Source organism: Dactylosporangium sp. CS-047395 (genome assembly GCF_050942185.1).
Classification (GTDB): Bacteria; Actinomycetota; Actinomycetes; order Mycobacteriales; family Micromonosporaceae; genus Dactylosporangium.
This window is the reverse complement of sequence record NZ_CP192015.1, coordinates 6914443-6936145: the sequence shown is the minus strand read 5'-3', so window position 1 is coordinate 6936145 and position 21703 is coordinate 6914443. Positions and strand designations below refer to the sequence as shown.

At 72.4% G+C, this 21703-nt stretch carries 17 protein-coding genes; 11 read left to right on the top strand and 6 right to left on the bottom strand.

Features of this window, described 5'->3' with window-relative positions; all coding sequences use genetic code 11:
- Positions 1-2 precede the first annotated feature (2 nt).
- The 5 genes from ACQP00_RS32625 to ACQP00_RS32605 are packed head-to-tail and all read left to right on the top strand — an operon-like array spanning position 3 to position 7646.
- Positions 3-1655, top strand: coding sequence for an ABC transporter substrate-binding protein (locus tag ACQP00_RS32625; protein WP_433202592.1), 1653 nt, complete (start codon positions 3-5; stop codon positions 1653-1655).
- A complete protein-coding gene (locus tag ACQP00_RS32620; protein WP_433202589.1) occupies positions 1656-3176 on the top strand; it encodes a GH39 family glycosyl hydrolase in 1521 nt (506 codons plus the stop codon).
- Entirely contained in the window at positions 3173-3826 is a 654-nt protein-coding gene (locus ACQP00_RS32615; RefSeq protein WP_433202586.1) for a hypothetical protein, read from the top strand. Before ACQP00_RS32620 ends, ACQP00_RS32615 begins: the two co-directional genes overlap by 4 nt.
- Entirely contained in the window at positions 3823-5823 is a 2001-nt protein-coding gene (locus ACQP00_RS32610; RefSeq protein WP_433202583.1) for a beta-galactosidase, read from the top strand. Before ACQP00_RS32615 ends, ACQP00_RS32610 begins: the two co-directional genes overlap by 4 nt.
- Entirely contained in the window at positions 5820-7646 is a 1827-nt protein-coding gene (locus tag ACQP00_RS32605) for an alpha-glucuronidase (protein ID WP_433202580.1), read from the top strand. Before ACQP00_RS32610 ends, ACQP00_RS32605 begins: the two co-directional genes overlap by 4 nt.
- Before the next feature lies 1 nt (position 7647).
- Here ACQP00_RS32605 and ACQP00_RS32600 read toward each other — a convergent pair whose 3' ends face one another.
- Positions 7648-8589 carry a phosphoglycerate dehydrogenase gene (locus tag ACQP00_RS32600; RefSeq protein WP_433202577.1) on the bottom strand — a complete coding sequence of 314 codons (942 nt, stop codon included), beginning with the start codon at positions 8587-8589 and terminating at the stop codon, positions 7648-7650.
- Positions 8590-8635: 46 nt separating this feature from the next.
- On the opposite strand from ACQP00_RS32600, the gene ACQP00_RS32595 reads away from it, so the two are divergent.
- Positions 8636-9367, top strand: a complete 732-nt coding sequence (locus ACQP00_RS32595; protein ID WP_433202574.1) for a hypothetical protein — start codon at positions 8636-8638, stop codon at positions 9365-9367.
- Here ACQP00_RS32595 and ACQP00_RS32590 read toward each other — a convergent pair.
- Both ACQP00_RS32590 and ACQP00_RS32585 read right to left on the bottom strand, forming a co-directional pair.
- A complete protein-coding gene (locus ACQP00_RS32590) occupies positions 9321-11420 on the bottom strand; it encodes a transglutaminaseTgpA domain-containing protein (protein WP_433202571.1) in 2100 nt (699 codons plus the stop codon). The two genes, ACQP00_RS32595 and ACQP00_RS32590, sit on opposite strands and share 47 nt — an antisense overlap.
- Positions 11421-11473: 53 nt before the next feature.
- On the bottom strand, positions 11474-12688 hold the full coding sequence (locus ACQP00_RS32585) for a hypothetical protein (RefSeq protein ID WP_433202568.1): 1215 nt from the start codon (positions 12686-12688) through the stop codon (positions 11474-11476).
- A 571-nt stretch (positions 12689-13259) separates the two neighbouring features.
- Here ACQP00_RS32585 and ACQP00_RS32580 point away from each other — a divergent pair.
- Positions 13260-14684, top strand: coding sequence for an FAD-dependent monooxygenase (locus ACQP00_RS32580; protein ID WP_433202565.1), 1425 nt, complete (start codon positions 13260-13262; stop codon positions 14682-14684).
- Here ACQP00_RS32580 and ACQP00_RS32575 read toward each other — a convergent pair.
- On the bottom strand, positions 14681-16078 hold the full coding sequence (locus ACQP00_RS32575) for a PLP-dependent aminotransferase family protein (RefSeq protein WP_433202563.1): 1398 nt from the start codon (positions 16076-16078) through the stop codon (positions 14681-14683). The two genes, ACQP00_RS32580 and ACQP00_RS32575, sit on opposite strands and share 4 nt — an antisense overlap.
- 47 nt (positions 16079-16125) lie before the next feature.
- Between ACQP00_RS32575 and ACQP00_RS32570 the strand changes: the two genes are divergently transcribed.
- Positions 16126-17268 (top strand): MFS transporter, encoded by a 1143-nt coding sequence (locus ACQP00_RS32570; RefSeq protein ID WP_433202560.1) that lies wholly within the window; start codon positions 16126-16128, stop codon positions 17266-17268.
- 91 nt (positions 17269-17359) lie between these two features.
- On the opposite strand, the gene ACQP00_RS32565 is transcribed toward ACQP00_RS32570, so the two are convergent.
- Positions 17360-18097, bottom strand: coding sequence for a sulfite exporter TauE/SafE family protein (locus ACQP00_RS32565; protein ID WP_433202557.1), 738 nt, complete (start codon positions 18095-18097; stop codon positions 17360-17362).
- 83 nt (positions 18098-18180) lie between these two features.
- On the opposite strand from ACQP00_RS32565, the gene ACQP00_RS32560 reads away from it, so the two are divergent.
- On the top strand, positions 18181-18951 hold the full coding sequence (locus ACQP00_RS32560; RefSeq protein WP_433202554.1) for a mechanosensitive ion channel family protein: 771 nt from the start codon (positions 18181-18183) through the stop codon (positions 18949-18951).
- Here ACQP00_RS32560 and ACQP00_RS32555 read toward each other — a convergent pair.
- Positions 18948-19571 (bottom strand): YczE/YyaS/YitT family protein, encoded by a 624-nt coding sequence (locus ACQP00_RS32555; RefSeq protein ID WP_433202551.1) that lies wholly within the window; start codon positions 19569-19571, stop codon positions 18948-18950. The two genes, ACQP00_RS32560 and ACQP00_RS32555, sit on opposite strands and share 4 nt — an antisense overlap.
- 174 nt (positions 19572-19745) lie before the next feature.
- On the opposite strand from ACQP00_RS32555, the gene ACQP00_RS32550 reads away from it, so the two are divergent.
- Positions 19746-20828 (top strand): glycoside hydrolase family 19 protein, encoded by a 1083-nt coding sequence (locus ACQP00_RS32550; RefSeq protein ID WP_433202548.1) that lies wholly within the window; start codon positions 19746-19748, stop codon positions 20826-20828.
- Positions 20829-21010: 182 nt separating this feature from the next.
- Entirely contained in the window at positions 21011-21694 is a 684-nt protein-coding gene (locus ACQP00_RS32545; protein ID WP_433202545.1) for an alpha/beta hydrolase, read from the top strand.
- Positions 21695-21703 lie beyond the last annotated feature (9 nt).

Here is a 21703-nt window from a genome sequence, read left to right as displayed (position 1 = left end):
CGATGCAACTCTCTCGACGCGCCGTGCTCGGCGCCGCCGGTGCCGCCGCCCTCGTCACCATGGCCGGCTGCTCCGGCGACGACGAGCCCGACGACGGCGGCAAGGCCCCTGACTACAGCGCGAACCGCGAGGGGGCGATGGACGACTACGCGGTCGGCAAGCAGTTCACCGCGAAGGCGCCGCTGACGTTCCCCATCATGATGTACAGCAACGCCGCCTACCCGTACAAGGAGAGCTGGCTCTTCTTCGAGGAGCTCAAGAAGCGCACCGGCGTGACCCTGCAGTCGACGGTCGTGCCGGGCAGCGACTACAACCAGAAGCGCAGCGTGGTGGTCGCGTCCGGGGACGCGCCGCTGATCATCCCGAAGACGTACCACCCCGACGAGGAGGCCTACATCGCCTCCGGGGCGATCCTGCCGGTCAGCGACCACCTCGACCTGATGCCGAACTTCAAGGAACAGGTCGCGAAGTGGAAACTGGAGCCGGACCTCGACGGCTTCCGGCAGGAGGACGGCAAGTTCTACCTGCTGCCCGGCCTGCACGAGGACGCCTGGCAGGACTACTCCCTCGCGATCCGCACCGACATCCTGCAGCAGCTCGGGCTCACCATCCCCAAGACGTGGGACGACCTGCACAACGTGCTCAAGGCCATGAAACAGGCCCACCCCGACGTGTACCCCCTGTCGGACCGTTGGAGCACGCCGCCCCAGCCGGGCGGCAACAACCTGCTGAACCTCGTCGGCGCGTCCTACGGGGCCCTGGCCGGCTGGGGCTTCCAGCACACGGCGTGGGACGACGGCGCCAAGAAGTTCGTGTACGCGGGCGCCACCGACCAGTACAAGCAGGTCCTGCAGTTCCTCAACACGCTCGTGGCGGAGAAGCTCGTCGACCCGGAGAGCTTCACGCAGCCCGACGACCAGGCCAAGCAGAAGTTCGCCAACGGCAAGTCGTTCGTGATGAGCTGCAACGCCCAGACGCTGGTCAACGAGATCCGGCCGAGCATCAAGAACATCCCCGGCGCGACGGTGCTGAAGATCCCGGTGCCGACCGGCCCGATGGGCGAGACCATCTACGTGTCCCGGCTCGAGTCCGGGGTGATGCTCTCGGCGAAGGCCCGGCAGAGCAAGAACTTCGTCGCGCTCATGCAGTTCATGGACTGGCTGTTCTACTCGCCCGAGGGCAAGCTGTTCGCCAAGTGGGGCATCGAGGGCACCACCTACACGGGCAGCGTCGAGGACGGCTCGCTGAAGCTCGCGAGCGACGTGAACTTCGGCGGGCTCAACCCGTCCGGGACCAAGAACCTCCAGGTCGAGTACGGCTTCTTCAACGGCGTCTTCGTCTACGGCGGCTCCACGAAGCTGCTCAACTCCCAGTTCCCCAAGGAGGAGCTGGCCTTCCAGGAGGTCATGAACAAGCGCACCAACCGGCCCCAGCCGCCGCCGCGGCCGCTGAGCGCCGAGGAGCGCGAGCAGGCCACGCTCTGGGAGACCGGGCTGAAGGACACCGTCTACCAGCAGACCCTCAAGTTCATTCTGGGCCAGCGGCCGCTGTCGGAGTGGAACGCCTACGTCAGCGAGCTCAAGGGCAAGAACATGGACAAGTACGTCGAGATGGTCAACGGCGCGTACCAGCGGTACAAGAAGGCGCACGGCTGAGTGACCGCCCCGATGCTCGTCCCGGACCGGCCCTCGGGCCGCCTCACCGACGCCTGGCGCCGCTGTGTCGGCGCCGGGCGGTTCGAGCTGGCCCTGCGCCGCGACTACCAGGACTCCCTCGCCCTCGTGCAGCGGGAGATCGGGTTCCGGCACATCCGCCAGCACGGCGTGCTCAGCGACGGCGTCGGCGTCTACCGGCCGTACCAGTTCGGCGGCGAGCGGCGGGTGGCGCACGCGTTCACGTACGTCGACCAGGTCGTCGACGCCTATCTCGCGCTGGGGGTGAAGCCGTTCGTCGAACTCGGCTTCACCCCGGCGGCGCTCGGCTCCGGCTCGCAGACGGTCTTCTGGTGGCAGGGGAACGTGACGCCGCCCGCGTCGCCGGCCGAGTGGACCGCGCTCGTGCGGGCGCTGATCGCGCACCTCGTCGACCGGTACGGGCTCGACGAGGTGCGCACCTGGCCGGTCGAGGTCTGGAACGAGCCGGACCTCACCGTGTTCTGGAAGGACGCGGACCAGGACGCGTACCACCGCCTGTACGAGCTCACCGTGGACGCGGTGAAGTCGGTCGACGCCGCGCTGCAGGTGGGCGGGCCGGCGCTGTCGCCCGGCGCCTCCGACGAGTGGCTGCTGCGCTTCGCCGACTTCGTGGCCGACCGGTCGGTCCCGATCGACTTCGTCAGCCGGCACGCCTACACCTCCGGGCCCGCGCAGCCGGTGCCGTTCCTGTCGTACCAGACGCTGCGGCCGGCCGCGGCGCTGCTGGAGCAGTTCGGGGCGCCGCGGAAGGCCCTCGCCGGGACGGCGCTGGACGGGCTGCCGGTGCACATCACGGAGTTCAGCTCGTCGTACCGGCCGGACAACCCGATCCACGACACGGCCTTTCACGCGGCCTACCTGGCGCCGGTGGTCGCGGCGGCGGGGGAGCTCGTGGACTCGTTCTCGTACTGGACGTTCTGCGACACGTTCGAGGAGGCGGGGGTGCCGGCGGCGCTGTTCCACGGCGGGTTCGGTCTGCTGACCCACCGGCAGATCAAGAAACCGACCTTCCACTTGTACGCCTTCCTCGCGCGCATGGGACCCGACGTGCTCGCGCGCGGGGACGACTTCCTGGTCACCCGGGACGCGTCCGGTCACGTGGCGGTGCTGGCCTGGGCGCCGGTCGACCACACCGGACAGTCCCCTGTGCACGGTCATCGGGTCCGGCTCTCCGTCCCCGTCGGTGGCTCGGGCTCCGCCTTCGTCGCCCGGTCCTCGGTGTCCGAGGAGGCCGGGAACGCGCGGGCGGCCTGGGCCGCGATGGGGCGGCCCGCCTCGCCGCTGCCGCGGCAGCTCGACGCGTTGCGGGAGGCGGCGGAGCCGGTGCGCACGCACCGCAGCGCGCCGGTGGTCGGCGGGCGGGTCGAGCTGGACCTGGTGCTCGGGCTGCACGAGGTGACGCTGGTCGAGGTGAGCGCGGTGTGCGACGAGACGCCGCCGTGGCACGACGATGCCCGCTTGTTCGGCGGTGGTGGCTCGTGACGACGCTGGCCCGGTTCTCCGCACTGGTCTACACGCTGCTGGTCGTCGAGGTGCTGTTCGTGCTGGCGGCGGCGCCCGGTCTGGTGGTGTTGCTGCTGCTGGACCGCGACGCCAGCAACGTGCCGCTGTTCGTGGTGTGCGCGGTGCCGCTCGGTCCGGCCGTGTCCGCCGCCGTCTATGCCGTGCACCGGCGGCGCTCGGACCTCGCCGACCTGCACCCGGCCCGCGCGTTTCTTCGTGGGTACCGGCTGAACGTGCTCGGCGTGCTGCGCGTCTGGCTGCCGGCGCTGGCCGTGCTGGCGGTGGTGTTCGTGTCGCTCGTGAACCGGGCGGCGGCGCGCATCCCGGGCTGGTGGGTCGGGGCGCTGTGGGTGCTCGCGGCGGTCGTCGTGCTGTGGAGCGCGAACGCGTTGGTGATCTCCTCGCTGTACGTGTTCCGCGCCGCCGACGTCGCGCGGCTCGCCGCGTACTTTCTCGCGCATTGTCCCGGGGTCGCGCTGGGCACGGCGGGGCTGCTGCTGACGGCGGGCGCGATCACCTTCCTCGCCTCGGAGGCGTTCGTGCTGCTGCCGGCGTCGTTGTTCATCGCCGCGCTGGTGCTCGTCTGCCGGCCGATGTGCGCGGAGATCGAACGGCGGTTCGTGGCGTGAACGCGCGGATGGACGGTTTGCGGCGGCGGCTCGGCGGGTTCGCGTTCGGCGGGGACTACAACCCGGAGCAGTGGGACCGCGCCGTGTGGAAGGAGGACGTCGAGCTCATGCGGCGGGCCGGCGTCAACCTCGTCACCGTCGGGGTGTTCGCCTGGGCGTCGCTGGAACCGTCACCGGGCCGGTTCGAGTTCGGCTGGCTCGACGAGGTGCTGGACCTGCTGCACGCGGGCGGGATCAGCGTCGACCTCGCCACGCCGACGATGGCGCCACCGATCTGGCTGTCGGACGCTTCGGAGCTGCCCGTCATGGATGACGGGTCGCGGTTCGGGTTCGGCAACCGGCTGCATTTCGACCCGGCGTCGCCGCGGTACCGCACGCACGCCGTGCGGATCGCCGACCGGCTCGCCGAGCGCTACTCGGGGCACCCGGCGCTGGCGATGTGGCACATCAGCAACGAGTACGGGCCGACGTCCTACGGGCCGTCCTCGGCCGTGGCGTTCCGTTCGTGGCTCCAGTCGCGGTACGGGTCGCTCGACGCGCTCAACGACGCCTGGTACACCCGGTTCTGGGGGCAGTGCTACACCGACTGGGAACAGGTCGAGCCGCCGGCGGTGCCGCGCTCGTGGTCGAATCCCTCGCGGCGCCTCGACTTCAAGCGGTTCGTCTCCGACGTGTTGCTGGAGTGCTTCGTCGCGGAACGGGATGCGGTCCGGCGGTACCGGGACGACATCCCGATCGTCACGAACTTCATGCGGTTCTATCGGCACGCGGACTACTGGCGGTGGGCGGGCTGCGAGGACGCGGTCGCGCTGGACATCTACCCCGACCCGGGCGTGGCCGACTCGCACGTCGCGGCGGCGCTGAACTTCGACCTGATGCGGTCGCTGCGGGGGGAGCCGTGGCTGCTCATGGAACAGGCGGCGTCGGCGGTCTCGCAGTGGAAGGTCAACAACGTGAAGCGGCCCGGCCGGATGCGGCTGGGGTCGTTCCAGGCCGTCGCGCACGGCTCCGACAGCGTGCTGTTCTTTCAGTGGCGGGCCTCACGCGGCGGGCACGAACGCTTCCACTCGGCGATGCTGCCGCACTCGGGGACGTCGTCACGCACCTGGGGCGAGGTGGTGGCGCTGGGCGACGAGCTGCGGCGCCTCGCGCCGGTGCTGGGGTCCTGCTCCGCTGCCGCCCAGGTTGGGCTGCTGTTCGACTGGGACGCGTGGTGGGGTCTGGAGGTCACGCACGGCCTGCCGCGCAACGACTTCGACTACGCGGAGATCGCGGAGTCGTTCTACCGGCCGCTGCTGGAGGCGCACTACGCGGTGGACCTGGTGTCGTTCGGCTCGGACCTGTCGCGGTACCGGATTCTTGTCATACCCAGCGCGTACCTTGTCCCTGACGGGTTCGCCGCGGCGCTCGAGGAGTTCACGGAGGCCGGCGGGACCGTCGTGATCTCCTTCTTCTCCGGTGTCGTCGATCGGGACAACCAGGTACGGCAGCCCGCCTACCCGGGAGCGTTCCGCCGGCTCATCGGGGCATACATAGACGAGTACTGGCCGGCGCGAGAGGGGGAGACGTTCGAGGTCGAGTTCGCCGACGGCACGACCGCGACCGCCGACTGGTGGAAGGACAGCCTGCACCCTGAGACGGCCACGGTCCTGGGCGAGTACACGACCGGCGACCTGTCGGGCCGCCCGGCGCTGATCCGCAACGACTTCGGCGCGGGCCGCGTGGTCTACCTGGGCACCCGCCTGGAACCGGCCGCCCTGCGCGACACGCTGCTGAGCGCCGTGCGGGCGGCGGGGGCGGCGCCGGTGCTGGAGGGCGCCCCGCCGTACGTCGAGGCCACCCGCCGCGACCGCTACCTGTTCCTGCTCAACCACTCCGAGGTGCGGACGGCCGCGGTCACGGTGCCCGGCCCCGGCGTCGACCTGCTGACGGGTTCCGCCGTCCGCGACGCGGTGATCCTGGCTCCGCTCGGGGTCGCCGTCGTGGAGCTGTCGTGAGCTGGGTGCATCCGGCATGGCTGGCGCGACTTGGGCGGCTTGAGCGGCCGGGGCGGCCGGGGCGGCTGGGCGGCGATGCGGGGGCGGTGCTGCGGCTCGATCCGGGGTGCGGGCTCGGGGCGGAGGCGTACACCATCTCGCGAGCCGGCGGGGTGACCACGGTGGTTGCCGCGGACGAGGCCGGGCTCATGTACGGGTCGTTCCACGCGCTGCGGCTGGGCGACGGGGACCTCGCGGCTGAGACGCACGCGCCGGCCAAGGCGCGGCGGGTCGTGCAGCACTGGGACAACGTGTTCGTGCACCCGGTGATGGGGCAGGTGGAGCGGGGGTACTCGGGCGGGTCGGTGTTCTGGGAGGACGGGGCGCTCACCGGGAATCTCGACCGGGTCGGCGACTATGCGCGGCTGCTGGCCTCGACCGGGATCAACCTGGTGTCGGTCAACAACGTCAACGTGCACGCGGGGGAGGCGCGGCTGCTGACCGAGCGGATCGGGGAGGTGGCGGTGCTGGCTGAGCGCTTCCGGCCGTACCATATCCGGGTTTTGCTTTCGGTGTCCTTCGCATCGCCCATGGTGCTCGGGGGGCTTGACACGGCCGACCCGGGTGACAAGCGGGTGCGGGCGTGGTGGGCGGCGGCGGCCCGGCGGGTGTATGCCCGGATTCCGGACTTCGGCGGGTTCGTGGTCAAGGCGGACTCCGAGGGGCAGCCGGGGCCGTATGCCTACGGGCGCACGCATGCCGACGGGGCGAACATGCTCGCCGCCGCGCTGGCGCCGTTCGGGGGCGAGGTGTACTGGCGGGCGTTCGTGTACAACCACCGGCAGGACTGGCGGGACCGGTCCACCGATCGGGCGCGGGCCGCCTATGAGCACTTCGCGCCGCTCGACGGGCAGTTCGCCGACAACGTGGTGGTGCAGGTCAAGCACGGGCCGATCGACTTTCAGGTGCGGGAGCCCGTTTCGCCGGTGCTGCTCGGGATGCCGGCGACGCGGCTGGCGGTGGAGTTGCAGGCCACGCAGGAGTACACGGGGCAGCAGCGGCACCTCTGCTACCTGCCTCCTTTGTGGACTTCGGTGCTGTCCACTGTGGCCGATCATGTCGATGCCGTGGTGACGGTGTCCAATGTGGGGGAGGACGCCTATTGGACGGGGCATCCGCTGGCGCAGGCGAACCTGTACGCGGCCGGGCGGCTGGCCTGGGATCCTGCGCTCGATCCGGGTGCGGTGCTCGATGAGTGGATTTCGCTCACCTTTCCGGAGGCGGCGCGCGAGACGTTGCATGCGCTGATGGACCGGTCGTGGTGCGTGTATGAGCAGTACACGGCGCCGCTCGGGGTCGGGTTCATGGTGCACCCGGGCGACCACTACGGGCCGGATGTGGACGGGTACGAGTACAGCAGGTGGGGCACCTACCACTTCGCCGACCGGGACGGGGTCGGGGTCGACCGCACGCGGGCCACGGGGACCGGGTTCACGGGGCAGTATCCGGCGCCGTGGCGGGACGAGTACGAGTCGCTCGCCACGTGCCCGGACGAGTTGCTGCTGTTCTTCCACCACGTGCCGTACCGACACGTGCTCCGGTCCGGCCTCACCGTCATCCAGCACATCTACGACACCCACTTCGCCGGCGCGGCGGCCGTCACCGCGATGCGGCGGCGGTGGGCGGAGCTGGCGCCCGAGCTGGTCGGGGCCGAACTGCACGAGCGGGTGCGGGAGCGGCTGGCCGAACAGGAGCGTTCGGCCGTCGAGTGGCGCGATCAGATCAACACGTACTTCCTGCGTAAGTCCGGCGTGCCCGACGCGCACGGGCGGCGCATCTTCTGAGTCAGCGCTCGACGATGTTGCGCAGGTGCCCACCGGTGCGCAACGCGGTCAGGTTCTCCGCGATCAGCGCGGCGGCGCCGATCGGGCGGCCGCCGGCGGCGTGCGGCGTGATGATGACGTTCGGCTCGTCCCACAGGCCGGACTCCGGCGGGAGCGGCTCGGTCTCGAACACGTCCAGGGCGGCGCCGGCGATGCGGCCGGCGCGGACCGCGGCCAGGAGCGCCGGCTCGTTGACCGTGGCGCCGCGGCCGACGTTGATCACCCAGGCGTGGGACGGCAGGAGGTAGAGCTGGTCGGCGCTCAGGGCGTGCCGGGTCTCGTCGGTGGCCGGGAGGATCATGACGAGCACGTCCGTGGTGGGCAGCACCGTGGGCAGCGCGTCGACGCCCAGGACCGGGAAGCCGGCGCGGTCGCCGGGGTGGCGGGCGACGCCGGTGACGGTCGCGCCGAGCGCGGCCAGGTGCGGGGCCAGGGTCGTCGCGATGCCGCCGAAGCCCCAGATCGTGACGCTGGCGCCACGCAGGGTGCGGAAGGTGCCGACCGGGGCGACGGGCTGCAGGCCGCCGAGCTCGCCGGCCCAGCGGTGCCCGACCTGGGCGCGGATGAGCAGGTTGAGGCGGCGCGCGGCGGCGAGGATGAGCGACAGCGCGTGTTCGGCCACCGTCAGGTCGTGCAGGGAGCGGCCGGAGGTGATCACGATGTCCGGGGCGAAACCCGCCGCCAGGACCGCATCCGGGCCTGCGGCCAGGGTCTGGATCCACCGCAGCCGGGGCAGGCGGGCGGCCGCGTCGCGCAGTTGCGCCTCCGGGTTGCCCCAGACGACCAGGGCCTCGGCGTCGGTGTGCTCGTCGGGGACGGGCGCGTCGACGGCGTAGCGGACGGCGGTGACGTCCGGCGGTACGGTCAGGTCCAGGTCGATGCTGTCCGGCAGCAGCAGCTTCATGCCGTCCATTATTCGCGCTTGCGTCCGGTCGATAGAGTCCGCCCACATGGAGCTGGCTGAGCACACGCTGGTCGCCGCGGTCCGGGAGCCGGAGTTCTGGCGCTGCTACGCGTTCGACGACCACGACGGGTTCGACTTCGAGGAGGCCGGCGAGCGGCTCGCGTGGCGGCTCAACGACCTCGAACCCACCGACGACGAGGACGACCTCGAATCCGTGCGGGTCGTTCTGCCCACCCGCGACGGGTGGTGGCTCGGGCTGGAGATGAACTTCGAGATCACCCTCCACGAGCTGTCCCTGGAGTGCGGCGAGGACGACGACGACGAGGACGAGCCGTACCTCTCGCTGGAGCTGGGACACTGGGACCAGGCCCGCTGGCACCCGTTCTGCCTGCGGTGGAGCGAGGTCGAGGCCGTCGTTGCGCGAATGCGCACGGCGAAGCATCCGCTTCCGGCCGATGTCGGCCTGCTGTTGCTCGCGCGGTGGGTCGGGCACGGATCGGACGAGACCGCGCAGCTCGAGGAGCACCGCGCGGTCGTGGCCGGCGCGTTCGAGCGGCTCGGGCTGTTCCGCGGCGAGGAGGCGGCGCGGATGGCGGCCGAGCTGATGCCGGCCGTGCCGGAGGACGACTACGCGTGGCGGTGGGACGGCGAGCGGGGGTGGGTGCTGGAGGGGGAGTATCCGGGGTACTCGAACCGCAACCCCGGCCACGGGCGCTTCCCGTTCGAGGAGTTCACCGAGTTCCGCGCGCAGCTCGGCGTGGACGACGGGCCTTCGTGAACCAGCGGCGCAGCACCGACGGGGGAAGGACGGCCGCCGTGAACCGGGCCCGGCGGCCCCGGCCGGCGGCCAGGCCGGTGCGCACCGCGCGGATCGCGGTGCGCAGGTCGGGCGGGGGGAGCGGGCGGGCGGCGTACCGTTCGTGCTCCTCGGCCGTGCGCAGCGCCTGAACGCCGGCGAGCGCTGACGGGTCCAGGCCGGCCAGCCGCCTCGCGACCGCGCGCGGGGTCTCGCCGGCGCCAGGCGTGAGGCGGTAGTCGGCCATCGTGTCGAGCAGCTCGGCCCAGGCGTCGTGGGCGGTGGCCCGCTGGAGCCGGCGGCGGCGGGTGCGGGACCGGGTCAGGGCCGGCACGGCGAGCAGCGCGAGGAGTAGGAGGAGGCCGCTGAGTTCCCAGGGAGGTTCTTGGGTCGGGCCGGGAGCGGCCGGGGTGACCGGAGCGGGACTGGCCGCGGTCGTGGCCGTGGGCGCGATCGATGACGGTGCGGGGGTGGGCGCGCCGGTTGTGGCGGGCGGCGTGGCGTCGAAGGGGATCCAGCCGTACCCCGGGAAGAAGGCCTCGGTCCAGGCGTGCAGGTCGTGGCTGGTCAGGGTCGTCGTCCGCCCGTGCCCGCCCGGCCGGTCGACGAACCCGATCGCCACCCGCGCGGGGATGCCGGCCGCGCGCAGGAGCCAGGCGAAGGCGGCCGCGTACTGCGTGCAGAAGCCCCGCCGGTCGCGCAGGAAGTCGGTGATGGCGGAGCCGCTCGTGTCGGGCCCGGTTCTGGTGTCGTAGACGAAGTGGTTCGCCGGCGAGAAGAACGCCTTGATCGCCTGCACCTTGTCGTACTCTGTGGCCTGCCCGGCGATCAGCCCTGGCAGGAGCGACTGCACGACCAGGTTCGGCGGCACGCTTCGCAGTTCGCGCAGCGCCGGGTCGGCATCGTCCACGGCGGGCGCGCGCCGCAGCGCATCGGGTCCGGCTTCCGGCCGCACATACTCCATCGTGTACCGCTGGTTGGCTGTGGTGCGCTGCTCGGAGTACACCATCTGGGTTCTGGGCTCGAAAAGCCAGCTGTCATCGACACCGCGGATGCTCGTCGGCCACCCGTAGACCGGCAGCGTCCCGGCGCTGAACCGCGCGTTGATGCGCACCTCGGCGCGGTGCGTGCTGGTGCGCGTTTCGGGACCCCACGCGGGACGGGGCAGGCCGCTCGTGACGGGCTTGGTGGTGCCGTGCGGGAGCCGCCCGAAGCCGTCGTTGGTGAGCTGTTCGAGCGTGGCGAGGCGGAGGTTGCCGGGCTGCGGGTCGTCGCCTGTCACGTCCAGCAGCGGCACCGCCTCGGGCCGGTTGAGCTCCCCGGACAGCAGGGCGAGCAGGTCGACGTCCCCGGCCGGCTGCCCTTTTCCCGCCCCGGGCGACCATGGTTGGGCCGGGACGAGCGCGGCGGGGAGCAGAAACGGCAGCGCGACGGCGAGGGCGACCCCGGCGAGCCCGAGCACCCTTCCGGCCGCGGCGAGCGAGAGCGCCCCTTGCCCACCGATGCGCCGTCCGAACGTGCGGACGTGGGCGATCCGGTCCGCGGCGAGCAGCCACACGAACCCGAGCGCCCCGAGCGCGAACGGCCACCAGTCCGTCGTTTCGCGCAGTGCCGCGACCGGCACGGTGTACACGGCGAGCATCGGCAATCCCGCCAGGGCGGGACGGCGCAGCTCGACCACAAGCACGTCGACGACCAGCCCGAGCAGGGCGATGCCGGCGATGGTGAGGAAGCGCAGCCCGTCGTGGTCGCCGACGGGGGCGGCGAAGCGGTGCAGTTGTTGGGACGCCTCGCCGATGAGGTCGGCGGGGTGGCGGCCGGGGAAGAGCACGGCGAGCGTGAGCAGGCCCGCGGCGGCCATTGCGAGGCTGGGCGCCCAGGCGGGGGTGCGCCGGCGGCGGAGCAGGGCGCCCGTGAGGGCCATGGCCGCGAGGACCAGCGCCGACTGCCAGGCCCAGGTGTACCTGGTGAACACGTTGACCAACGGCGCGGCCGCCAGGCCGGCCGAGCCCAGAGCGACGGGCGTGAGCCGCACGCGTTGGTTCATGTCGATGGGACGCCCGAGCCCTCGGATCGCGTTGCCCTCGCTCACGCGGATTTGCTCGTCCAGACCTGTTGGTTGGCCGCGGTGTACAGGACGAAGCTGCCGTCGTCCTGGACCAGCAGCTGGGTGGGGGCCTTGCCGGTGGTTTTCGTGCTCCAGATCGCGGTGCCGGCGGCGTCGTAGATGACCAGGTTGCCGTCCAGCTGGAAGCGGAGGGACGCGCCTAGATGGCCGTTGGTACCGCTCTTCCACACCACGGTTTTCGCCGTGTTCTGCAGGACCAGGTTGCCGTCGGGCTGCATGAGCAGGGTGAAGCCGCCCTTGGGGGCGGTGCGGGACTGGCCGGCGACCATGCGCTGGCCGGCGGTCAGCTTGCTGAAGCCGTCCGTGGCGGTTGCCCAGACGGTCTTGCCGGCCGCACTGACGGTCAGGTTGCCGTCGGCGTTGAGGATGGCTGACGCGCCGGTGCTGCCGTACGTGCCCGACGACCACTGCGGCTTCTTGTCCGGGCTGTACACGACCAGGTTGCCGTCCGGCTGCATGATCGTGTACGCGCCCTGGTGGCCGCTTGTCTGGGCGGTCCAGACGACCTTCTTGTCGGGGCCGGTGATGACCAGGTTGCCGTCCGCGTTCTGGGCGAGGGTGAACTTGCCGTCGGCTGAGCGGCGTTGCTGGCCGGAGGCGAGGGTCTGGCCGGAGTACAAGCGGGATCGTTCGGTTTTGCTTGACCAGATCTCCGTCTTGTCCGCGCGGGTGAGGACCGCGTTGCCGTCGTCGCGCAGGTCGAGCAGGGCGCCCTGGCCGTTGGTGGTGTTGCGCCACAGGGCCGCGCCGCTCTTGCCGTAGACGACGAGGTCACCCGTGCGGTCGAAACTGGCGGTGGCGCCCGGGTTGCCGGAGGTCTGCGACGACCATTGCACCCGCTTGGCGTCATCGGCGAGCGTGAGGTTCCCGTCCGGCTGCATCGTCAGGGTGTACTTCCCGTTCCCCGACCGCAGCGCCTGCCCCGCACTCAACGCGAACCCGGGCTTGAGCTGGGCGGGTGCCACGGAAGTGCTCGGCAGCGGGGAGGCGTCGTCGCGCCCGCCGGCCGGGCCCGCCGAGGAGGCCGCGGTCTCGTCGCCGGCCTGGGACGGGCCTGCCTCCTGGGCGGCCGCGGCCGCGGGCCTCGTGTCCTCGTCCGAACCGCCGGTCAGCGTGACGGCGGCGACGACCCCGCCGACGAGGACGGCGAGCGTCACCCCGGCGGCGGCGAGCACCAGCCCGGTGCGCTTGCGCCGCCCAGACTCGTCGGTCGCCGAATGAATCGGAAATATCGGGTTTGTCGGGTTTGTCGGGAAAGGCGCGGGAGGGGGAGCCGCGAAGGGTTGAGGATCAGCCGGGGGAGGCGGGGACGAGCCGAACAGCACGATCGGATGCTCAGCCGTGGGAGCGTCGCCCGGATCAACCGGTGCAGCCGCGGGCGCAGGAGTGTCGGCGGCAAGTGCCGGCGGCGCCGCCCAGGGCGACCGCTCCTCGTCAGGCCACGAGTTCCCCGCCATAGCGACCAAGCCTCACAATCCCCCGTGGCGAGGCCGCACCGGGTGAGCCGCCCCGCAACGTGTCACCGATCGAGAACCGTAACGCTTTACCCGAGCGGAGTACAAAAGCGACTGGACTTGGTGGCGCCGGGCCTAGTAGTTTGCTCGCGGACCGCGACACCGAACGAGGAGGTGAGACCCATGCTGGAAGCAACGCTGTGGGTGCTCCCCCTCCCTTCACGGTCGGGCGACTGACGTAGCCGTCGCCGGGAGCGCCGCCAACCAAGGCACTCCCGAAGGGCAACACCTCATGCAAGATGTGATCATCGCCGGCTGCGGGCCGACCGGTGCCATGCTCGCCGCCGAGTTGCGGCTGCACGACGTCAAGGTGCTCGTGCTGGAGCGGGACACCGAGCCCGCGTCGGAGGTACGGATCGTCGGGCTGCACATCCGCAGCCTCGAACTCATGGCCATGCGCGGGCTGCTGGACCGGCTGCTCGAACACGGGCGGCGGCGGCCGGCCGGCGCCTACTTCGCGGCCATCGACAAGCCGGCGCCGAAGGGCCTCGACTCGCCGTACGCCTACCTGCTCGGCATCCCGCAACCCGTCATCGTCCAGCAGCTCGAGGAACACGCGACCGCGCTCGGCGCGCAGATCCGGCGCGGGAGCGCGGTGGCCGCGTTCGAGCAGGACGACGATGGCGTGACGGTCGAGCTGGACAGCGGCGAACGACTGCGGGCGCGATTTCTCGTCGGCTGCGACGGCGCGCGCAGCACCGTGCGCAAACACCTCGGCGTCGCCTTCCCCGGCGAACCGTCCAAGGCCGACACGCTCATGGGCGCGCTGGAAGCGAGCATGCCGCCGGAGGAGATCGCGGCCCGGGTGGCCGCGATCCGCGAGACCGATCAGCGGTTCGTGTTCGCGCCGTTCGGCCCGGGCGTCTACCGCGTCATCCTGCCCACGGTGCCGGCCGGCGACCGGGCCCAGCAGCCCACGCTGGAGGACTTCAGCCGCGAGTTGCAGGCCGTCGCCGGCACCGACTTCGGCATCCACTCCCCGCGCTGGCTCTCCCGGTTCGGCAACGCGACCCGGCTGGCCGAGCGGTACCGCGTCGGACGGGTCCTGCTCGCCGGCGACGCCGCGCACATCCATCCGCCGACCGGCGGGCAGGGCCTCAACCTGGGCGTGCAGGACGCGGTCAACCTCGGCTGGAAGCTCGCCGCGCAGGTGCGTGGCTGGGCGCCGGACGGGCTGCTGGACACGTACCACGCCGAGCGGCACCCGGTCGCCGCCGACGTGCTGGACAACACCCGGGCCCAGCTGGAGCTCTCGTCCACCGACCCGGGCGCGCAGGCGGCCCGCCGGCTGCTCACCGAGCTGATGGACTTCGAGGTCGTCAACCGCCACCTGACCGAGAAGATCTCGGCGATCGGCATCCGCTACGACCTCGGCCCCGGCCCCGACCTGCTCGGCCGCCGGATGCCCGACCTCGATCTCCAGGGCCGTCGCTTGTACGGCCGGATGCACCAGGCCCGCGGCCTGCTCCTCGACCGCACCGGGCAGCTGACGGCCGGCGCGTGGGCGGACCGCGTCGACGCCATCGTGGAGCCCGGCGCGGACCTCTACGCGCCCGCCGTGCTGCTGCGCCCGGACGGCCACGTGGCCTGGATCGGCGCCGACCAGCGGGACCTGGACGAGCACCTCGCCCGCTGGTTCGGCACCGCGGCCGCCTAACGCAGGAGGTCGGCGACCGCGGCGATGCCGGCCGCGATCGCGCGCTGGGCGGTGTTGCCGAAGCCGAGCACCAGCCGCGGCCGGGCGGTCGCCGGGTCGCGGTGGTGCTCGGCCATGCCGTACAGGCCGACCCCGCGCTCCCGGGCGAGCGCGACCAGCCGGGCCTCGTCGAAGCCTTCCGGCAGGTCGAGCACCGCGTGGAACCCGGCGGCCAGCCCGGTCACCGGCAGGTGCGGGGCGTGCTCGGCGAGGGCGGCGATGAGGACCTCGCGGCGGGCGGCGTACTCGGCCCGGACGCGCCGCAGGTGCCGGTCGTAGCGCCCCGACTCCAGCAGGGCCGCGAGGGCGAGCTGGTCGACGCCCGGGCTCCCGCGGTCGGCCAGCCGCTTGGCGTGCACGAGCGGCGGCAGGAGGCGGTCCGGGGCGACGATCCAGCCGAGGCGCAGGGCGGGGGCGAGGGACTTGCTGACGGTACCCAGGGAGATGACGCGATCGGGGGCGAGACCCTGCAGCGAGCCGATCGGGTCGCGGTCGTAGCGGAACTCGGCGTCGTAGTCGTCCTCGATGATGAGCCCGTCGGCGCCGCGGGCCCAGGCGATCAGCTCCTGGCGGCGGGGACCGGACAGCACCACGCCGGTGGGCCACTGGTGGGCGGGGGTGACCAGCACCGCGCGGGCCCCGGAGGCGGTCAGGGCGGCCACGTCGAGGCCCTCGTGGTCGACCGGCACCGGCACGACCCGCATCCCGGCCGCCTCCGCCTGCTCCACTGTGGACGAGCCCGGGCCCGGGTCCTCGACGGCGAGCAGCCCGCCGTCGAGGGCCGGCAGGATGAGGGCCAGGGCCTGGGCCATGCCGGCGCAGACGACGATGTGGTCGGCGGTGGCGGCGGTCGCGCGGACCCGGGCCAGATAGGCCGCGAGGACCTCGCGCAGGTGGCGCTGGCCGGACGGGTCGCCGTAGTCGAAGGCGGCGTTGGGCATGGTGCGGCAGGCCTCGCGTACCGCCCACGCCCAGTCGTCGCGCGGGATGAGCCCCAGGTCGGGCACGCCGGTGCGGAAGTCGGCGACGGCGGGCGCCGCGACCGGGCTAGGCAGCGGCGCGACGGAAGCACCGACGGCACCCGCACCCGCGGCGACGCGGGTGGCCGAGCCGGGGCGGCTGGTGAGGTACCCCTCGGCCTGCAGCTGCGCGTAGCAGTCCTGGACGAGGCCGCGCGACAACCCGAGCGCCTGGGCCAGCTCCCGCGACGACGGCAGCTTGTCCTGCGCGGCCAGCCGGCCGGTGCGGATCGCGGTGCGCAGCGCCTCCTCGAGCTGCGTGCGCAGGCCGGCACCGGTGGTCCGGTCGATCGTCACCAGCAGCTCCGGCCCCAAACCGGCCCACTCGACAGGCATGGAACTGGACCTTACCAGTGGACCGGTTCGCTCCTAGGTTCGATGGCATGACCGTGGAACTCGCCCGACCCCGCCTCGTCACCCGCCCGCTGCTGCTGCGCCTGGTCTCCATCGCCGGCTCCGCGGTCGGCTTCTACCTGCCCCTGTCCGTGGTGCCGATGCTCGCCGGCTCGTCCGGGGGCGCCGGCCTGGCCACCGTCGCGCTGCTGGTGGCGACGGTCGTGGTGGAACTGCTGACCCCGCGGCTGGTGGCCCGGGCCGGCTACCGCTGGTCGCTCGCGGCGGGACTGTTCCTGCTCGGCGCGCCGACGGTGATCCTGGCCTTCGCCACCGCCCCGGCCGTGATCATCGCCGTCAGCCTCGTCCGGGGCGCCGGATTCGCCATTTGTACCGTCGCCGGCGGCGCCCTCACCGCCAGTCTCGTGCCGGCCGAGCGGCGCGGCGAGGGCCTGGCCCTGCTCGGCGTGGTGAGCGGCGTGACCAGCCTGATCGCGCTGCCGCTGGGGGTGTGGGCGGCGACCCGGTGGGGCTTCGGCCCGGTGTTCGTCACCACCGCCGTGTGCACCCTGGCGGCGCTGCTGTCGGTGCCGGGCCTGCCGGGCCGGGCCGCCGCGACCCCGGAGGGCCACGGCCTGCGGGCGGGGCTGCGCAGCCCGGCCCTGACCCGCCCGGCCCTGATCTTCGCCGCGTCGACCACCGCGGTCGGCGTGATCGTGACCTACCTGCCGCTGGCCGCGGCCGGCCTGCCCGCCTGGGTGGCCCCGGCGGCGCTGCTGGCCCAACCGGCCGCGGCGACGGCGGCGCGCTGGCTCGCGGGCCGGCTCGGCGACCGCCGCGGCCCGGCCCGGCTGTTCACCCCCGGCCTGCTGATGGCCGCCGCCGGCACCGCCGCCCTGGCCCTGGTGGACAGCCCGGCCGCACTGGTGCTCGGCTCGCTGGTGCTCGGCGCGGGCTTCGGGGTGCTGCAGAACGCCACGCTGACCGTCATGTTCAACCGGGTCCCGGCCGGCGGGGAGAACACCGTGAGCGCCATCTGGAACACCGCGTACGACCTGGGCATGGCCGCCGGCGCGATGGCCGCCGGGCTGATCGTGGCCTCGGTCGGCTACCCGGCCACATTCCTGCTCACCGCCGCCCTCATGCTCCCGGCGCTGCCCCTGATTAGGCGGGACCGCCGCGCGGCCCAATGACGGAGTCGAAGGCGAGGCCGCTGGAGGCCTCGCCTTCGGCCGACGGATCGCGGGCCGTGGTCTCCCAAGGCAGGAGTCCTTGATCCGACGTCTACGTGATGAACAGCACCACGGCCACCGCGGTGGCGAAGACCACGATGGTCCAGCGCAGGACCTCGCCGGGCAGCTTCCGGGCGACGCGGGCGCCGAGGTAGCCGCCGGCGATGGTGGCCGGGGCGAGCACGCCGACCGCCGCCCAGTTGACCGGCCCGAACGCGCTGTAGAGCAGGACGGTGGTGGCGCCGACGACGGCCGAGAAGACGTTCTTGAGCGCGCTGAGCCGGCGCATCGGCTCGTCGAGCACCAGGGCGAGGAAGGAGACGAGCAGGATGCCCATGGCGGCGTTGAAGTACCCGCCGTAGAGGCCGCAGCCGAAGACCGCCAGGTGCAGCATGGCCGGCTTCCCGCTGCGCTGCGTGGCCGCGCGGAGCTTGCGCTGCAGCGCCATCATCGCGGCCGCGCCCAGCAGCAGGAACGGCACCACGACGTCGAAGACCTCGTGCGGCGTGAACAGCAGCAGCGCGCTCCCGCACAGGGTGCCGACCACGATCGTGGGCAGGATGGTGCGGATGCGGCGGCCCTGGCCCTCGAGGTCGGGGCGGCTGCCGGCGACGCTCGCGGCGTACCCGGGCGCGACCGACAGCGCGTTGCTGACGTTCGCCGCCACGCCGGGCAGGCCGAGGCCGACGAGCAGCGGGAACGTGATGAGCGACCCGCCGCCGGCGATGGCGTTGACGGTGCCGGCGACCAGCCCGCCGCCGAGCAGGAGCAGGGCCTCGGCGGGGGTCATGGCCCCATCATGCCGGTTCCGCGGACTGCTCCCGCGGCGCGGTAGGGTCGCGGGCGGCGGTTACGGAGCGTGGGAGGTACCGGATGGGCTGGTTGACGCGGCGGCGGGTGACGCAGGACACGTCCCATGAGTCACACGCGTTCGCCGGGCTGCGCGCCATCGAGCTCAAGGTGCGCCCGGACTTCCGCAAGACCATCGTCTTCGGCCTGCTGGCGCTGATTTTCCTGATCACCGGCCACGACATCGGCGGCGTGCACGCGGAGTCGTGGCGGGCCCGGCTGATCGCCTACGGCTGCGCGCTGTTCACGGCCATCTTCGGCCTGGCCGCGAGCCGCACCGCGGCGCGCGAGGTGCAGCGGATCGCCGTCGCCCGGGCCGGCGCCGCGGCGGGCACTCCGCTGCGGCTGTTCGTGCTGCTGGGCGGGTATCTAATCGCCGTGCTGGCGACGTGCGACCTGCTGGGAGTACAACTGCGGCAGGTTCTCGTGGGTGGGGCGATCACCGGCATCGTCGTCGGCCTCGCGGCCCAGCCGGTGCTCGGGAACCTCTTCGCGGGGCTGGTACTGCTCTTCGCCCGGCCGTATGTGCCCGGGCAGGAGGTGCGGGTCATGTCGGGTGCGCTCAACGGGCCGCACCGGGGCGTGATCGTGTCGGCCGGGTTGCTGTACACCGTGCTGGAGACCAAGGACGGCCCGCTCAACATCCCGAACTCGGCGCTGCTGGCCTCGGCCGTCGGCCCGGCCCCGGCGGAAGAGGACGAATCGGCGGCCGAGGGAACGCCTCCGGCCGACGACGGCGCCGCCCTGGCCACGGTGATCGCGGGCGCTTCGGACGAGCGGAAGCATCCGGCCTAGCGCGCCTCGGCGACCGCCTCGCGCGGGCGCAGGCGGGGGATCGTGATGTGGGTCAGCGGGCCGATGGAGATGGCGTAGAGCACGGTGCCGATGCCGACCGAGCCGCCGAGCAGCCACCCGACGGCCAGGACGGTCACCTCGATGACGGTGCGGACCAGGCGGATCGAGTGGCCGCGGGCGGCGATCGCGGTGGTCAGGCCGTCGCGGGGGCCGGGGCCGAAGCCGGCGCCGATGTACAGGCCGGTGGCGAACGCGTTGAGCAGGATCGCCACGACGAGCATGAGGGCCTTGAGGGCCAGGTTGTGCGGGGCGGGCACGAGCCACATGGTGGCGTTGATGCCGAGGCCGATCAGGACGGCGTTGGCGAGGGTGCCGACGCCGTAGCGGGCGCGCAGCGGCAGCCACAGCAGCAGGACCGCGACGCTGGCCAGGATGGCCCAGGTGCCGACCTGGCCGCCGAGGGTGCGGGCGAGGCCCTGGTGCAACACGTCCCACGGGTCGACGCCGAGGCCGGCCTGGATGATCAGGCCGCTGCTGAGCCCGTAGAGGGCCAGGCCGCCCAGGAGCATGCTCCAGCGCCGGGCCGGGCGGTCTTTGGGCAGGGGCAGCAGCAGGCGCATGGTTCGAGCCTCGCCGACCGGGCCGGTGTTGTCGCAGGCCAATTCGGGTTCGGTGGCGGCCCGTTCCGCGTAATCAGGTAACAGTCTTTACAAATGAAGAAGTTTTGTTTACATATTGGTATGGACAGTCGTCCATGCATCGATCGCCCGTTCTCCCGGGAAGGTCAACTCTCCATGCCCAGAAAACGACTCCTCGCGTTCGTGGCGACGGCGGGCCTCGCGATCGCCGCCGCCGCGGCCGCGATCCTCCCCGCGACCGAGGCCAGCGCGGCCGCCTGCGCGCCGGCCTTCGTCAGCAGCACGGTGTACACCGGCGGCATGCAGGCCTCGTACAACGGCCACAACTGGACCGCGAAGTGGTGGACGCAGTACGAGACCCCGAGCACCGGCGGGTCCGGCGTGTGGGCCGACAACGGCTCCTGCGGCGGCAGCACGGGCGGGGGCGGCGGCGGCACCTGCAGCGCCCCGAACTGGGTGGCCGGGCAGTGGTACGGGGTGGGCGCGGTCGTGCGGTACACCAACGGGCTCTACTACGTGGCGACGCACGAGAACCCCGGCTACGACCCGACCATCAGCACCTGGTTCTGGTCGCCGACCACGTGCGGCGGCGGTGGCGACACCGGCGGCGGCGGCGGTACGACCGGCTTCGTGGTGAGCGAGGCCCAGTTCAACCAGATGTTCCCGGGCCGCAACGGCTTCTACACCTACGCCGGGCTGACCGACGCGATGAAGAAGTACCCGGCCTTCGCGACCAGCGGCAGCGACACGGTCAAGAAGCAGGAGGCCGCCGCGTTCCTGGCCAACGTCTCCCACGAGACCGGCGGCCTGGTCTACATCGACGAGATCAACACCGCCAACTGGCCGCACTACTGCGACTACAGCCAGCCCTACGGCTGCCCGGCCGGCCAATCCGCCTACCACGGCCGCGGCCCGATCCAGCTGTCGTGGAACTTCAACTACAAGGCGGCCGGTGACGCGCTCGGCGTCGACCTGCTCAACAACCCGGGTTTGGTCGGCACGAACTCGTCGATCTCGTGGCAGACCGGCCTCTGGTACTGGATGACCGGCACCGGCAACGCCGGCACCACGTCCCACAACGCGATGATCAACGGCCAGGGCTTCGGCACCACCATCCGCGCGATCAACAGCATCGAGTGCAACGGCGGCAACCCCGCGCAGGTGCAGAGCCGCATCAACCTCTACAACCAGTTCGTCGGCATCCTCGGCGTCCCCGCCGGCGGCAACCTGAGCTGCTGAACGCCTGCTGTTCCGGCGGGCCGGACACCGCTCCGGCCCGCCGTCCTGATCGAAAACCCATGGCGCCACGGTGGTCAGCGGCGTTAGCCTGCGCTCCGTTCGCGTCGAAGGGCCTGCGCTTGTACTTCACTGCCTCAACCTCGTCCGATGGTGTTCAGGAACGTGACTTCGTCCTCGGGGACGTGCCCGGGGTGCTGTGGTCCTCGACGCCCGGCGCGCCGCTGGTGCTGATGGGCCACGGCGGCGGGCTGCACAAGCGGGCGCCCGCACAGGTGGCGCGGGCCCGCGCGCTGGTGACCGGGTTCGGCTTCTCCGTGGTCGCCATCGACGCGCCCGGGCACGGCGACCGGCCCCGTTCGGCGCGCGACGAGCAGGTCCGGGCCGAGTTGGGTGCGGCCATGGCCGCGGGCTCCACCGAGCGGGTGGCCGCGGTGAGCGCCGCCTACGGGGCCGACCTGGCCGAGCGGGCCGTGCCCGAGTGGCGGGCCGTGCTCGACGCGCTGCAGCGACTGCCGGAGATCGGCGAGTCCGCCCCGATCGGCTACGGCGGGGGCATCACCCTCGGCACGGCGATCGGGATTCCGCTGGTCGCCGCGGAACCACGGATCAAGGCCGCGATCTTCGGCGCCGGGTTCGTGGTGTCCGCGCCGCTGCTGGCGGCGGCGCGGCTGGTCACGGTGCCGGTGCAGTTCCTGCTGCCGTGGGACGACGAGCACGTGGACCGCGCGTCCGCGCTGGCGTTGTTCGACGCGTTCGGCTCGCCCGAGAAGACGTTGCACGCCAACCCGGGCGACCACCGCACCATCCGGTGGCACGGCATCGACGACCAGTTCCTGGCCCGGCACCTGGGCCGGTTGCCCCGGTAGCGGGGTGGT

What these genes read in the sequence shown, in the direction of transcription:
- ACQP00_RS32625 (WP_433202592.1), top strand. Translation starts at nt 3, where the DNA reads ATGCAACTCTCTCGACGCGCCGTGCTCGGCGCCGCCGGTGCCGCCGCC.
- ACQP00_RS32600 (WP_433202577.1), bottom strand. Translation starts at nt 8,589, where the DNA reads ATGAAGCTGCTGCTGCCGGACAGCATCGACCTGGACCTGACCGTACCG.
- ACQP00_RS32595 (WP_433202574.1), top strand. Translation starts at nt 8,636, where the DNA reads ATGGAGCTGGCTGAGCACACGCTGGTCGCCGCGGTCCGGGAGCCGGAG.
- ACQP00_RS32580 (WP_433202565.1), top strand. Translation starts at nt 13,260, where the DNA reads ATGCAAGATGTGATCATCGCCGGCTGCGGGCCGACCGGTGCCATGCTC.
- ACQP00_RS32575 (WP_433202563.1), bottom strand. Translation starts at nt 16,078, where the DNA reads ATGCCTGTCGAGTGGGCCGGTTTGGGGCCGGAGCTGCTGGTGACGATC.
- ACQP00_RS32570 (WP_433202560.1), top strand. Translation starts at nt 16,126, where the DNA reads ATGACCGTGGAACTCGCCCGACCCCGCCTCGTCACCCGCCCGCTGCTG.
- ACQP00_RS32565 (WP_433202557.1), bottom strand. Translation starts at nt 18,097, where the DNA reads ATGACCCCCGCCGAGGCCCTGCTCCTGCTCGGCGGCGGGCTGGTCGCC.
- ACQP00_RS32560 (WP_433202554.1), top strand. Translation starts at nt 18,181, where the DNA reads ATGGGCTGGTTGACGCGGCGGCGGGTGACGCAGGACACGTCCCATGAG.
- ACQP00_RS32555 (WP_433202551.1), bottom strand. Translation starts at nt 19,571, where the DNA reads ATGCGCCTGCTGCTGCCCCTGCCCAAAGACCGCCCGGCCCGGCGCTGG.
- ACQP00_RS32550 (WP_433202548.1), top strand. Translation starts at nt 19,746, where the DNA reads ATGCCCAGAAAACGACTCCTCGCGTTCGTGGCGACGGCGGGCCTCGCG.